The 12,989-nt window shown below is 71.3% G+C and carries 14 protein-coding genes; 10 read left to right on the forward strand and 4 right to left on the reverse strand.

Going from position 1 to position 12,989, the window contains the following annotated elements; genetic code table 11:
* The 3 genes from rsgA to AB0O67_RS32725 all read right to left on the reverse strand — a co-directional run.
* Positions 1–564, reverse strand: a 564-nt coding sequence (gene rsgA, locus AB0O67_RS32715) for a GTPase RsgA (protein ID WP_365458136.1), incomplete at its 3' end; no start/stop codon positions are given.
* Positions 565–574: 10 nt separating this feature from the next.
* Positions 575–1,891: a 3-phosphoshikimate 1-carboxyvinyltransferase gene (gene aroA / locus AB0O67_RS32720; RefSeq protein WP_365458139.1), complete on the reverse strand. Its 1,317-nt coding sequence runs from the start codon at positions 1,889–1,891 to the stop codon at positions 575–577.
* Between the two features lie 87 nt (positions 1,892–1,978).
* Positions 1,979–2,692 (reverse strand): M50 family metallopeptidase, encoded by a 714-nt coding sequence (locus AB0O67_RS32725; protein ID WP_365458142.1) that lies wholly within the window; start codon positions 2,690–2,692, stop codon positions 1,979–1,981.
* 50 nt (positions 2,693–2,742) lie between these two features.
* On the opposite strand from AB0O67_RS32725, the gene AB0O67_RS32730 reads away from it, so the two are divergent.
* The 10 genes from AB0O67_RS32730 (at position 2,743) to AB0O67_RS32775 (ending at position 12,736) form a co-directional block, all read left to right on the forward strand.
* Positions 2,743–3,558 carry an SOS response-associated peptidase gene (locus AB0O67_RS32730; RefSeq protein WP_365458145.1) on the forward strand — a complete coding sequence of 272 codons (816 nt, stop codon included), beginning with the start codon at positions 2,743–2,745 and terminating at the stop codon, positions 3,556–3,558.
* Between the two features lies 1 nt (position 3,559).
* A complete protein-coding gene (locus AB0O67_RS32735; protein ID WP_365458148.1) occupies positions 3,560–4,201 on the forward strand; it encodes an alpha/beta family hydrolase in 642 nt (213 codons plus the stop codon).
* A 256-nt stretch (positions 4,202–4,457) separates the two neighbouring features.
* Positions 4,458–5,141: an RNA polymerase sigma factor SigR gene (sigR, locus tag AB0O67_RS32740; protein ID WP_365458151.1), complete on the forward strand. Its 684-nt coding sequence runs from the start codon at positions 4,458–4,460 to the stop codon at positions 5,139–5,141.
* Positions 5,138–5,440, forward strand: coding sequence for a mycothiol system anti-sigma-R factor (gene rsrA, locus AB0O67_RS32745; RefSeq protein WP_365458154.1), 303 nt, complete (start codon positions 5,138–5,140; stop codon positions 5,438–5,440). The genes sigR and rsrA overlap by 4 nt, the downstream gene beginning before the upstream one ends.
* A 142-nt stretch (positions 5,441–5,582) precedes the next feature.
* A complete protein-coding gene (locus AB0O67_RS32750; protein WP_365458157.1) occupies positions 5,583–6,896 on the forward strand; it encodes an HD-GYP domain-containing protein in 1,314 nt (437 codons plus the stop codon).
* Positions 6,893–8,131, forward strand: coding sequence for an HD domain-containing protein (locus tag AB0O67_RS32755; RefSeq protein WP_365458160.1), 1,239 nt, complete (start codon positions 6,893–6,895; stop codon positions 8,129–8,131). Before AB0O67_RS32750 ends, AB0O67_RS32755 begins: the two co-directional genes overlap by 4 nt.
* A gap of 105 nt (positions 8,132–8,236) precedes the next feature.
* Positions 8,237–9,217: a hypothetical protein gene (locus tag AB0O67_RS32760; RefSeq protein WP_365458163.1), complete on the forward strand. Its 981-nt coding sequence runs from the start codon at positions 8,237–8,239 to the stop codon at positions 9,215–9,217.
* Between the two features lie 126 nt (positions 9,218–9,343).
* A complete protein-coding gene (gene def / locus AB0O67_RS32765; protein WP_365458166.1) occupies positions 9,344–9,994 on the forward strand; it encodes a peptide deformylase in 651 nt (216 codons plus the stop codon).
* A gap of 280 nt (positions 9,995–10,274) precedes the next feature.
* Positions 10,275–11,360, forward strand: coding sequence for an epi-isozizaene synthase (cyc1, locus tag AB0O67_RS32770; RefSeq protein ID WP_365458176.1), 1,086 nt, complete (start codon positions 10,275–10,277; stop codon positions 11,358–11,360).
* A complete protein-coding gene (locus tag AB0O67_RS32775; protein WP_365458170.1) occupies positions 11,357–12,736 on the forward strand; it encodes a cytochrome P450 in 1,380 nt (459 codons plus the stop codon). Before cyc1 ends, AB0O67_RS32775 begins: the two co-directional genes overlap by 4 nt.
* Before the next feature lie 13 nt (positions 12,737–12,749).
* Here the strand turns inward: AB0O67_RS32775 and AB0O67_RS32780 are convergent.
* Positions 12,750–12,989, reverse strand: a 240-nt coding sequence (locus AB0O67_RS32780; protein WP_365458173.1) for a helix-turn-helix domain-containing protein, incomplete at its 5' end; no start/stop codon positions are given.

The following is a 12,989-nucleotide window of genomic DNA, read 5'->3' on the forward strand; positions in this document are numbered from 1 at the left end:
CTCCAGCTCCTCGCGGCTGGTGACGACGTACGGGATGTCGAGGTCGCCGTACAGCTCCAGGAGCTTGCCGGGCGGGGCCAGGTCCGACTTGGTCAGCACCAGGAGCGGTTCCAGGCCGCCGTCGTACGCCGCCACCAGGCAGCGGTCGATCAGACGCGGGCGGGGCTCCGGGTCGGCGAGGGCGGTGACGATGGCGAGCTGGTCGGCGTTGGCGACGACCACGCGCTCGTACGGGTCGTCGTCGTCCGCGGTGCGGCGCAGCACCGACGTGCGCTCGGCGATACGCACGATGCGTGCCAGCGTGTCCTTCCTGCCGGAGAGATCGCCGACGAGCGCGACCCGGTCGCCGACCACCGCCGCCTTGCGACCCAGCTCGCGGGCCTTCATGGCCATGACCACGGTGCCCTCGACAAGACAGGTCAGGCGACCCCGGTCGACGGTGAGGACCATGCCCTCGGCCGCGTCCTCGTGCTTCGGGCGGATGTGCGTACGGGGCCGGTTGCCCTTGCGGTTGGGGCGGGAGCGGATGTCGTCCTCGTCGGTGTGCTTGCCGTAGCGGCGCATGGCGTGACCCCTACGCCCCGAGCATCCCGGTCCACAGGTCGGGGAAGTCCGTGAGGGTCTTCGCCGTCGTCGCCACGTTCTCGATCTGCACGCCCTCCACCGCCAGGCCGATGATCGCGCCGGCGGTGGCCATGCGGTGGTCCTCGTAGGTGTGGAAGATCCCGCCGTGCAGGCGGCGCGGGCGGATGTGCAGGCCGTCGGCGGTTTCGGTGACGTCACCGCCGAGCTCGTTGATCTCCTTGGTGAGCGCGGCCAGGCGGTCCGTCTCGTGCAGCCGCAGGTGCGCGACACCGCGCAGCGTGGAGGGGGAGTCCGCGAGGGCGGCGACCGCCGCGACGCCGGGGGTCAGTTCGCCGACGTCGCCGAGGTCCACGTCGATGCCATGGATCCCGCCCGATCCGGTGAGGACCAGGCCGTACTCCGTCAGTTCGCAGGAGCCGCCCATCTCGGTGAAGATCTCCCGCAGCCGGTCGCCGGGCTGGGTGGTGCGGGCGGGCCAGTCCGGGATCAGCACCTTGCCGCCGGTGACCAGGGCCGCCGCGAGGAACGGCTGGGCGTTGGAGAGGTCCGGCTCGACCGTCAGGTCCCGGCCGAGCAGGGCACCCGGCGTGACCCGCCACACGTTCGGCTCGCCGCCCGCCTCCGGGGTGTCGACCTGCGCGCCGACCGCGCGGAGCATGTCGACGGTCATCCGGATGTGCGGCACGGACGGCAGCCTGGAGCCGATGTGGCGGACCTCGACGCCCTGGTTGTAGCGCGGGCCGGAGAGCAGCAGGGCGCTCACGAACTGGGAGGACGAGGAGGCGTCGATCTCGACCGGGCCGCCGTCCAGCGCGCCCCCGCCGTGCACGGTCAGCGGCAGTGCGCCGCGGCCGTCGTCGTCGATCCGGGCGCCGAGCACGCGCAGCGCGTCGATGACGCCGTTCAGGGGACGCTCGTACGACCTCGGGTCGCCGTCGAAGCGGATCGGGCCGTCGGCGAGCGCGGCGACCGGCGGGAGGAAGCGCATCACCGTGCCGGCGTTGCCGACGTCGACCGTCGCCGGGCCGCGCAGGCCCGCGGGGAGCACCCGCCACGCCTCGCCGGTGCCGTCGGGGCCGACGCCCTCCTCGATGCCGACGCCCATCGCCCGCAGGGCGCCGGCCATCAGCAGCGTGTCGCGGGAGCGCAGCGGGCGGCGCAGCCAGCCGGGCTCGGAGGCGAGGGCCGCGAGCACCAGGGCGCGGTTGGTGACCGACTTGGATCCGGGCACATGAACCGTCGCGTCGACGGCTCCGCTCGCGTGCGGGGCGGGCCAGAGAGAGGTGTCTGCGGGGTTCTGCGCCATGGGCCCCACTCTAGTGGGCCGCGGTGGATCGGGTGCGGGTGCGTTGTGGCTGGTCGGGCAGTTCCGGGCAGCGCCCTCGCGAGCCGCTCACACCTCCAGGAGCCAGCGCCCGCCACCGATCAGCGAGCTCAGCGACACCGCGTGGAAGAAGAACAGCCACAGCCCCGCCGGTACGTGCGTCAGCCGCGACAGCTGGTCCGCGTCCGAGTCGCCCGCGCCGCCCCGGCGCCGCTTCGTCTGGAGCTCGAAGGCCGGCCGCACCCCGCCGAGCAGCAGGAACCACACCACCGCGTACGCGAACGCCGCCTGCACCTGAGGCCCGGCCAGCCACGAGACCAGGAGGAACGAGCCGCCTGCCAGGACGACCGTCAGCACGCCGTAGGCGTTGCGGATCATCACCAGCATCGCCACCAGCAGGGCCGTCGCCACCCACAGCAGCAGCGTGATGTGCCCGGAGGCGAGCAGCGCGGCGCCGCCAAGGCCGAGCAGCGGGGGAGCGGTGTAGCCGGCGGCGGCCGTGAGGATCATGCCGATGCCGTACGGCTTGCCCCGGCTGACGGTGAGGCCGCTGGTGTCCGAGTGCAGGCGTATGCCGGTCAGGGTGCGGCCGGTGCACAGCGCGATCAGGCCGTGGCCGCCCTCGTGCGCGATCGTGACGGCGTTGCGGGCCAGCCGCCACAGCCCGTGCGGGACGACCACGGCGACGGCGGCGGCCAGGGTGGCGAGGACGACCCACAGGTCGGGGTCCGGCTGGGAGCCGATGAGTTCGTCCCAAAGAGACGTGGCTGTCGTGCTGTCCATGTTTCCGGGGAGCTCCCTTTGTTCGGCGGGGGTCTGGCAGTGTGGCACGTATGTGCGGACGGTATGCAGCCAGTCGTGGGCCCGAGGATCTCGCAGGAATCTTCGAGATCGAGAAGTGGGAGCCGGAGGAGACCCTGGAGCCCGATTTCAACGTGGCGCCCACCAAAGAGGTCTACGCCGTCCTCGACCGCCCTTTGAAAGACGTGGCCGACCCGCGCCCGGTTCGGCAGCTGCGCAAGCTCAAGTGGGGGCTCGTCCCGTCCTGGGCCAGGACGCCCGAGGGCGGCGCCCGGATGATCAACGCGCGCGCCGAGACGGTGCACGAGAAGCCGGCGTACCGCCGTGCCTTCGCCACCCGGCGCTGCATCCTGCCCGCCGACGGCTACTACGAGTGGGTCACCGGTCAACAGGAGCGGGATCTGGAGGTCGAGGGCAGGAAGAAGCGGCCGCGCAAGCAGCCGTACTTCGTGCTGCCGGCCGACGGCTCGGTGTTCGCGATGGCCGGTCTGTACGAGTTCTGGCGGGACCGGACGCTGCCCGACGACCACCCGCGGGCCTGGTGGGCCACCTGCTCGGTGATCACGACCGAGGCCGAGAGCGGCGAGCTGGCCGTGGCCCCCGCCGAGGGCCCGTACGCGCTGGCCGACATCCACCCGCGGATGCCGCTGATGCTCACCGCCGACCGCTGGGACTCCTGGCTCGACCCGTCCCGCACCGACCCCGACGACCTGCGCGACCTGCTCGCCCCGCCCCCGCCCGGCCTGATGCGCGCCTACCCGGTGACCACCGCCGTCTCCAACGTGCGCAACAACGGGCCCGAGCTGCTGAAGGAGCTGGAGGGGCCGGTGGAGGGCACACTCTTCTGATGTGAGTCCAGATGTGACCGACGAGACGGTCGAGACCGAGGCCGGCACCGCCCGCATCACCTGGCACCGGGCGAAGAAGGCCGGGCTCGTCCTGGCCGTCAGCCACGGCGCCGGCGGCGGCATCGAGGCCCGTGACCTCAAGGCCCTGGCGCAGGTCCTGCCCCGGCACGGCGTGACCGTCGCCCGCGTGGAGCAGCCCTGGCGGGTCGCCGGGAAGAAGCTGGCCCCGGCGCCGAAGACGCTGGACACCGGCTGGCGCGGCATCTGGCCCGCGCTGGCGGCGCAGGGACGCCCGGTGGTCGCGGGCGGGCGCAGCGCGGGCGCCCGGGTCGCCTGCCGTACGGCGACGGAACTGGGCGCGGCGGCCGTCCTCGCCCTCAGCTTCCCGCTGCACCCGCCGGGCAGGCCGGAGAAGTCCCGCGCCGCGGAACTGCTCGGCGCGGGCGTGCCCACCCTCGTCGTACAGGGCGGGAACGACCCGTTCGGCAGGCCCGAGGAGTTCCCGGACGGTGACTACGAACTGGTCGAGGTGCCCTACGGCGATCATGGCTTCGCCGTGCCGAAACGGGCGGAGATCGGTCAGGAAGAGGCTGTCGCGATCATCACGGACGCGGTGCTCGGGTGGACCGGGTCACTGGGGTGACCCTCCGGGAATGCCGGGAGCCCGATCACTGTTGAGGCGGATTGAAGTGCTGATGACCAGCACCGACGTCGTAGGAGAGGAAGTCCGCCGCATGGGTTCGACCTTCTGCCCGAGCCGTAGCAGCCGTGCTGACCTGGACTGGACGGTGCTGCATGCGGCGAAGACCGCCCCTGTTCGAGCGGCGGCGGGTGCGGATCGTCGTCTATCCTCCGATTCTGGTGGGACCGGGTTCGGGCCTGCCCAGATTCCCGAGGAGGTGGGTCCGGTCACCGGTAACGACGCAGGGACCGACAACGGCCAGGCGGAGCTGCCCGAGGGCCAGGGCAACAGCGCGGAGACGACCGCGGAGCGCAGTGCGCGCTTCGAGCGGGACGCGCTCGAATACCTCGACCAGATGTACTCGGCGGCGCTGCGCATGACGCGCAACCCCGCCGATGCCGAGGACCTGGTGCAGGAGACGTACGCCAAGGCGTACGCGTCCTTCCACCAGTTCCGCGAGGGCACCAATCTCAAGGCCTGGCTGTATCGGATTCTCACGAACACCTTCATCAACTCGTACCGCAAGAAGCAGCGCGAACCCCAGCGCAGCGCGGCCGAGGAGATCGAGGACTGGCAGCTCGCCCGCGCCGAGTCGCACATGTCGACGGGTCTGCGCTCCGCCGAGTCGCAGGCGCTCGACCACCTGCCCGACTCGGACGTGAAGGCGGCGCTGCAGGCCATCCCGGAGGAATTCCGCATCGCCGTGTATCTCGCGGACGTAGAGGGCTTTGCGTACAAGGAGATCGCGGACATCATGGGGACACCCATCGGTACGGTGATGTCCCGGCTGCACCGGGGCCGCCGTCAGTTGCGCGGCATGCTCGAGGACTACGCCCGTGAGCGTGGGCTGGTCCCGGCCGGCGCCGGAGAGTCGAACGAAGCGAAAGGCTCGGGCTCATGAGCTGCGGAGAGCCGCACGAGACGGACTGCAGTGAGGTCCTCGACCACCTGTACGAGTTCCTCGACAGTGAGATGCCGGACCTCGATCGCGAGAAGTTCCAGCAGCACTTCGAGGAATGCTCGCCGTGCCTGGAGAAGTACGGCCTGGAGCAGGCCGTGAAGAAGCTGGTCAAGCGGTGCTGCGGTCATGACGACGTACCCGCCGACCTGCGCGCCAAGGTGATGGGGCGGCTCGACCTGATCCGCTCCGGGCAGGCCGTGCCCGAGCACGACGTGACGGCCGCTCCGCAGGAGTCCTAGTCCCGACTCCGTGGCTCCGCAGCGGGTTCGAGGCTCTCGTCACCCGAATGCGTTAATTCGCCGGCCTTCGGCCCGCGCCCCCTCCCGACCGCCCTAGGCTCCGAGGCCCGGGACAGGCACGGGACTGGGGAGGGCGTCGTTCATGGAGTCGGTTCCGGCACAGGCACGCGCGTACGTGGCCTGTGCCGTCCTCGGCGCGCTGCTGTGCCTGCTGCCGCTGCCCATGCTGCGCACGCCCTGGTGGGCGATGACACTGCTCGCCGTCCTGTACGCCGGCGGGGAGTGGCTGGCCCGCAGGTGCTTCCCCGGCACCTTCCACCCGGTCCTGCTCGCCGCGGTGTTCTTGCTGCCCCCGCCCGCCGCAGCGCTGGTCGCGCTGCCGGGCGCGCTGCTGGCGCCCGTCGAGCGGCGCCCCGCCGGGCTGCGGCGGATCTGGCGGGCGGCCGAGCTGGTCGTGACCGTGTGGGCGGCCGGGCGGGTGTTCTGGGCGCTGGGCGGGCGGGACGCCGTGGTGACGCCGGACGTCGCCCACGCGCTCGGGCCGGCCGCGGCCGCGGTGCTGACCTTCTGCGCGGTGCAGACCCTGCTCGACGGCGGCATCCTCGTCGTCGCGGAGCGCGTACCCGTACGGCGGGCCTGGCGCGGACTGTTCCTGCGCTCACTGGCACCGGTCCTCGTGCACGGGCTCGCCGGGCTGATGATGGCCGTGCTGTGGCGCAGCCCCTACGGACCCGTGGCCGCGTTGCTCGTGCTGCTGCCGATGGGCGTGTCCTGGTGGGCGTTCGTCCAGTACCACCGGGAGCGCGGGGCCCACCAGGCGACCATCCGGGCGCTGGTGCAGGCCGTCGACATCAAGGACGAGTACACGCGCGGGCACAGCGAGCGGGTCGGGCAGGCCTCGATGCTGATCGCGCGCGAGCTGGGCATGGACGACGGGCGCGTCGAGGTGCTGCGTTTCGCCGGGATCCTGCACGACGTGGGGAAGCTGGGGGTGCCCACACGGCTGCTGCGCAAGGACGGGCCGCTCACGCCCGAGGAGCGGCGCGTGATCGAGCTCCATCCGGAGTACGGGCACGAGATGGTGCGGGGGATCGCCTTCCTCGGCGAGGCCCGGGCCGCCGTACTGCACCATCACGAGCGGCTGGACGGGAGCGGGTATCCCTACGGGCTCGTGGGGGCGCAGATCCCCGAGTCCGCGCGGGTGGTCGCGGTGGCCGACGCGTTCGACGCCATGACGTCCACCCGGTCCTACAGCAGGGCCCGGCCGGTCTCCGCGGCCCTGGAGGAGCTGGAGCGGTGCGCGGGGCGGCAGTTCGACCCGGTGATGGTCGACGCGTTGGTGCGGGTCGTACGGCGGTCCGGGTGGGACCCCGTCGTCACCGCCCAGGGCGTGCGCTCCCGCCCCGTTACCCCACCGCACCCGCCGGTCTCCAGCCGGGCGGGGGCGAACCGTTGACCCGCGGCCGGGCCCTCCCCCTGATCCGCGGCTCCGCCGCGCTCCTCGCCTCCGGCTGCCTCGGCGTCACCCTCTGGACCGGCCTCGAACAGCGCGGCATCGCCCTGGCCTTCGGCGCGCTCGTCGCCCTCGGGGAGCTCACCCGCTGGACGGGACCGCGGGCGAGGGAGGCCGCGCCCCTCGGAGCGGCCGGGGCGCTGTCGTACGCGCTGCTCGGGGAGGTCGCCGGGCGGCCCAGCGCGCACGGGGTCGCCCAGGTCGTCAGTGTCGTGCTCGCCGCCTCGCTGGCCGGGTGTGTGCCGAACATCGCGCGGGGGCGCGGACCCGTGATCGACCATCTGGCCCGGCGGGTGCTCACCGTCGGGTTCGCCGCCGTGTGCTTCCAACCGCTCTACAACCGCGGCACCTTCACGGACTGGAGCGGACCCGCCTACGCGCTGCTGCTCGTCGCGCTGCTCGCCCTCACCGCGCTGTGCGACGCCCTGCTCGCCGCCACGCTGGCGTACTCCCGCACCGGCTGGCCCTTCGGGCCGTTGCTCCGTGACGAGTTGCACCGCATGCTCGGCATCGGGTCGGCCGTCTGCGCGACGGGGGCCGTGATGGCGCTCGCGGTCGCGGTCGTCGGCCTCTGGGCGCTGCCCGTGTTCTGTCTGCCGCTGTTGCTCACACAGGTGTCCCTGCGCCGCTACGCCGCCGTCCGCAAGACGTACCGGCAGACCATCGCCTCCCTCGCCCGCGCCACCGAGATCGCGGGGTACACCCCGGCCGGGCACGCCCGCCGGGTCGCCGCGCTCAGCCGGGCCGTCGGACGGGACATGGGCCTGACCGGGCCGGAGCTCACCGTGCTGGAGTACGCGGCGCTGATGCACGACATCGGGCAGCTGAGCCTGGTCGACCCGGTGCCGGCCGGCGCCACGGCCGGGCTGCCCGGCGTCGAGCAGCGCCGGATCGCGCTGCTGGGCGGCGCGGTCGTACGGCAGACCGGCGTGGACGCCGAGGTCGCCGTGGTGGTCGAGCGGCAGGCGGATCCGTACCCCGAGCAGCCGCCGGCCGCCCGGATCGTGCGGGCGGTGAACGCGTACGAGGAGAAGGTGCGGGACGCGGGCCCCGGCGGGCCGCTCACCGCGCTGGAGGAGCTGCGGCTCGGGACCGCGGGGGACTACGCTCCCGAGGTCGTCGAGGCGCTGGCCCGGGTGCTGTCGAGGGAGGGTCTGACCCTGCCCTCGGCTGGGTAACCCATGGGTAATGAGCGCCCCTCCAGCCGCACGTGGTTGGATGCGAAGGAGAGGGTGTCCGGGGGCACAGGCCAGCCCACTCCACGGAACTGGCAGGCGGGAATCGTGAGGATCTTCGGCAAGGGACGGCACCGGCCCTCCGCCTCCTGGCGGCAGGCCACCGACCGGGCGTTCACGCTCATCGGGGACGGTCGTTACGAGGACGCGGGCGCGCTGTTGACGCGGGCCGCCGACCTGGAACCCTGGCTGTCGGAGTCCTGGTTCAACCTGGCCCTGCTGCACAAGTTCCGGCACGACTGGGAGCAGGCCCGGGCGGCCGGTCTGCGGGCCGTCGCCCTGCTCGACCGGGAGAGCGGCGCACCCGACTGGTGGAACGTCGGCATCGCCGCGACCGCCCTGCAGGACTGGCCCCTGGCCCGCCGCGCCTGGCAGGCCTACGGGCTCCACGTGCCCGGCGGCGCCACGGACTCCGGCGAGCCCCTCGGCATGGACCTGGGCAGCGCGGCCGTACGCCTGTCGCCCGAGGGCGAGGCCGAGGTGGTGTGGGGGCGGCGGCTGGATCCGGCGCGGATCGAGGTGCTGTCCATTCCGCTGCCGTCGTCGGGGCGGCGCTGGGGCGAGGTCGTCCTGCACGACGGGGTGCCGCACGGCGAGCGGACCACCGCCGCCGGGCACTCGTATCCGGTGTTCGACGAGATCGAGCTGTGGGCGCCCTCGCCCGTGCCCACCTGGGTGGTCCTCCTGGAGGCCGCCACCGAGGCCGACCGGGACGCCCTGGAACAGCTCGCCGCCGACGCCGGGTTCGCCGCGGAGGACTGGTCGTCCTCCGTGCGGCTGCTGTGCCGGCTGTGCTCCGAGTCACGGATGCCGTCGGACGAGGGCGACGGGGAGCATCTCGACCCGCACGACCACAGCGAGCCGGGGCATCCGGGGCCGCTCGGTCATCGCACGGACGGGCAGCTGTGGGTTCCGGAGCGTGAGTGCGGGGTGGCCGCGCCGGCTTCGCTGGTCCGGGGGCTGCTGGACGGGTGGGTCGCGGATTCGCCCGATTCCCGGGACTGGCGGGATCTGGAAGAGGTGTGCTGAGGCCGTCGGCCGGTCGTGGACCCCGTCGTGGCTGGTCGCGTACTTCTCCGCGCCCCTGGAGGGCGCGTTCCCCGTACCCTGTATCAGCATCACCCCCCTGTTTTTCTAGGAAGGCGTACGTCGGTCATGGCGCAGCAGGACACCGATCAGCAGCACGCGGGAGTGCTCCCCGTAGACGACGAGGGCTTCGTCGTCGACTCGGAGGACTGTGAGGAGCGCGAGCAGGCGTACCGCGACCGCGGCACCTCGCGGCCGATCACCGTGGTCGGCAACCCGGTGCTGCACAAGGAGTGCAAGGACGTCACCGACTTCGGTGAGGAGTTCCAGCAGCTGGTCGCCGACATGTTCGCCAGCCAGCACACCGCCGAGGGCGTGGGCCTGGCGGCCAACCAGATCGGCGTCGACCTGAAGGTGTTCGTCTACGACTGCCCGGACGACGAGGGCGTCCGGCACACGGGCGTGGTCTGCAACCCCAAGCTGGTCGAACTGCCCGCCGAGGTGCGCCGGCTGGACGACAGCAACGAGGGCTGCCTGTCGGTGCCGACGGCGTACATGCCGCTGGCCCGCCCGGACTACGCCGAGGTGACGGGTCAGGACGAGCGGGGCAACCCGATCAAGGTCCGCGGCACCGGGTACTTCGCTCGGTGTTTGCAGCACGAGACCGACCACCTCTACGGCTACCTCTACATCGACCGGCTCTCCAAGCGGGAACGCAAGGACGCGCTGCGGCAGATGGCCGAGAACGAGCCTCGCTACCCCGTGGTCGCGAACGACTGACACCTCCCCCTTCCTCCACGCACGGCGTCCGATCAGGTTCCCCGGCCTGACCGGACGCCGTTCGTCTGTCCGTCGCACGTTCGATCGCATGGACGTCCTGAGTGATCCAGAACCAGTCAGGCGCCGGGGGAATCTCGGCACTGTCGGGTAGTGAATGAAGCAAATCCGTTCCCAGAACGGTCAGTTGTGGTGCTGAATGGGAGGTGCGGGGTTACGCAACGGCGCACGCCCGGCACAGCGGGAGGGGCGTGCCCAACTGGCGGCTGAGAGGGGTTTGTTCGTGCCTGCTTTCCCACACAGCACCACTGCGACCGCGACCGCGATCGCAGTCCCACCCTCGCTGTCTCTTCCGGTGATCGAGGCGGCGTTTCCCAGGCAATTGCACCCGTATTGGCCCAGGCTCCAGGAGAAGACCCGTACCTGGCTCCTGGAAAAGCGGCTCATGCCGGCGGACAAGGTAGAGGAATATGCCGACGGCCTGTGCTACACCGATCTCATGGCGGGGTACTACCTGGGTGCCTCCGACGACGTCCTCCAGGCGATAGCGGACTACAGCGCGTGGTTCTTCGTCTGGGACGACCGGCACGACCGTGACATCGTCCACCACCGCCCCGTGGCCTGGCGCCGGCTCCGGGTCCGGCTGCACGAGGCGCTCGACTCCCCCGAGGACCATCTGCACCACGAGGATGCGCTGGTGGCGGGGTTCGCGGACAGTGTGCTGCGGCTGTTCTCGTTCCTGCCCCGGACCTGGAACGAGCGGTTCGCCCGGCACTTCCACACGGTGATCGAGGCATACGACAAGGAATTCCACAACCGAACCGAAGGAATTGTCCCGACGGTCGAGGAATACCTGGCGCTGCGCCGGCTCACCTTCGCTCACTGGATATGGACCGATCTGCTGGAACCGAGCGCCGGGCAGGAACTTCCGGACGCCGTGCGGAAACACCCGGCCTATCGGCGGGCGGCGCTGCTGAGTCAGGAATTCGCCGCCTGGTACAACGACCTCTGTTCACTGCCCAAGGAACTCGCGGGCGACGAGGTGCACAATCTCGGAATCAGTCTCATCACCCATGAGGGGCTGAATCTCGAAGAGGCGGTCGTCGAAGTGCGGCGGCGCGTCGAGGAATGCATTGCGGAATTCCTGGTCGTCGAACGGGAAGCCCTACGCTTTGCGGACGCTCTCGCCGACGGCACGGTACGCGGCAAGGAACTGAGCGCTGCCGTGCGCGCCTGCCTCGGGAATATGCGGAACTGGTTCAGTTCCGTCTACTGGTTCCACCACGAGTCCGGCCGCTACATGGTCGACAGCTGGGACGACCGGTCCACGCCCCCGTACGTCAACAACGAAACGGCAGGTGAGAAATGACCGTCGAGTCCGTGCGGCCCGCCACCCCGAACCGGGAGCAGGCGTCGGAGCTGCGTGAGCCGCCCGTCGCGGGTGGCGGTGTCCCGCTTCTGGGCCACGGCTGGAAGCTGGCGCGAGATCCCCTGGCCTTCATGTCCCAGCTGCGCGACCACGGGGACGTGGTCCGGCTGCGGCTCGGCCCCCAGACGGTGTACGCCGTCACCACTCCGGAGCTCACCGGAGCCCTGGCGCTGAGCCCCGACTACAAGATCGACGGCCCCCTGTGGGAGTCCCTGGAGGGCCTGCTCGGCAAGGAGGGCGTGGCAACCGCCAACGGGCCCCGTCACCGGCGGCAACGCCGCACCATCCAGCCCGCGTTCCGGCTCGGCGCGATCCCCGCCTACGGGGCGATCATGGAGGAGGAGGCGCACGGTCTCACCACCCGCTGGCGGCCCGGTGAGACCGTCGACTGCACCTCCGAGTCCTTCCGGGTCGCCGTGCGCATCGCGGCCCGCTGCCTGCTGCGCGGCGAGTACATGGACGAGCGCGCGGAGCGGCTGTGCCTCGCGCTCGCCACCGTGTTCCGCGGCATGTACCAGCGGATGGTGATACCGCTCGGACCGCTGTACCGGTTGCCGCTGCCCGCCAACCGTGAATTCAACCGGGCCCTGGCCGATTTGCATCTCCTGGTCGACGAGATCGTGGCCGAACGCCGGGCATCCGGTCAAAAGCCGGACGATTTGCTGACGGCATTGCTGGAGGCGAAGGACGAGAATGACGAGCCCATCGGGGAACAGGAGATCCACGACCAAGTGGTCGCGATACTCACCCCGGGAAGCGAAACCGTGGCTTCCACGATCATGTGGCTGCTCCAGGTGCTCGCCGAGCATCCGGAACACGCCGACCGGATCCGGGACGAAGTCGAATCCGTGACCGGTGGCCGGCCCGTCGCATTCGAGGACGTCCGGAAGCTCACGCACACGAACAATGTCGTCGTGGAGGCGATGCGTTTGCGTCCCGCCGTGTGGATACTCACCCGCCGGGCGGTCACCGACACGGAACTCGGCGGCTATCGCATTCCGGCCGGTGCGGACATCATCTACAGTCCGTACGCGGTACAACGCGATGCGCGATCGTACCCGGACAACCTGGAGTTCGACCCCGACCGCTGGCTTCCGGAACGCGTCAAGGACGTGCCGAAATATGCCATGAGTCCGTTCAGTGTGGGCAATCGCAAGTGTCCGAGCGACCACTTCTCGATGGCCCAGCTGACGCTGATCACGGCGGCGGTCGCGACGAAGTACCGCTTCGAGCAGGTGCCGGGGTCCGATGACGCGACCCGGGTCGGCATCACGCTCCGCCCGCACAAGCTCCTGCTCACGCCCGTGCCGAGGTGAGGGACGGGTGCGCTCAGGCGGCCTCCGGGCCCCTGAACGTGCGCCGGTAGGCCTGGGGGGTGGTCCCCACTGCCCGTACGAACTGGTGGCGCAGCGCGGCCGCGTTGCCGAACCCGGTCCGGCCGGCGATCGCGTCCACCGTCTCGTCCGTCGCTTCCAGCAACCGCTGGGCCAGCAGCACCCGTTGGCGCAGGATCCAGCGGTACGGAGTGGTCCCCGTCTCCTGCTGGAAGCGGCGGGCGAAGGTGCGCGG

Source organism: Streptomyces sp. NPDC086077, from assembly GCF_040686175.1.
In the GTDB taxonomy this organism is placed as follows: Bacteria; Actinomycetota; Actinomycetes; order Streptomycetales; family Streptomycetaceae; genus Streptomyces.

Excerpts from the sequence above, each read along its gene's own strand:
- aroA (WP_365458139.1), bottom strand. The coding sequence starts at position 1,891 with ATGGCGCAGAACCCCGCAGACACCTCTCTCTGGCCCGCCCCGCACGCG.
- AB0O67_RS32725 (WP_365458142.1), bottom strand. The coding sequence starts at position 2,692 with ATGGACAGCACGACAGCCACGTCTCTTTGGGACGAACTCATCGGCTCC.
- AB0O67_RS32730 (WP_365458145.1), top strand. The coding sequence starts at position 2,743 with ATGTGCGGACGGTATGCAGCCAGTCGTGGGCCCGAGGATCTCGCAGGA.
- rsrA (WP_365458154.1), top strand. The coding sequence starts at position 5,138 with ATGAGCTGCGGAGAGCCGCACGAGACGGACTGCAGTGAGGTCCTCGAC.
- AB0O67_RS32750 (WP_365458157.1), top strand. The coding sequence starts at position 5,583 with ATGGAGTCGGTTCCGGCACAGGCACGCGCGTACGTGGCCTGTGCCGTC.
- def (WP_365458166.1), top strand. The coding sequence starts at position 9,344 with ATGGCGCAGCAGGACACCGATCAGCAGCACGCGGGAGTGCTCCCCGTA.
- AB0O67_RS32775 (WP_365458170.1), top strand. The coding sequence starts at position 11,357 with ATGACCGTCGAGTCCGTGCGGCCCGCCACCCCGAACCGGGAGCAGGCG.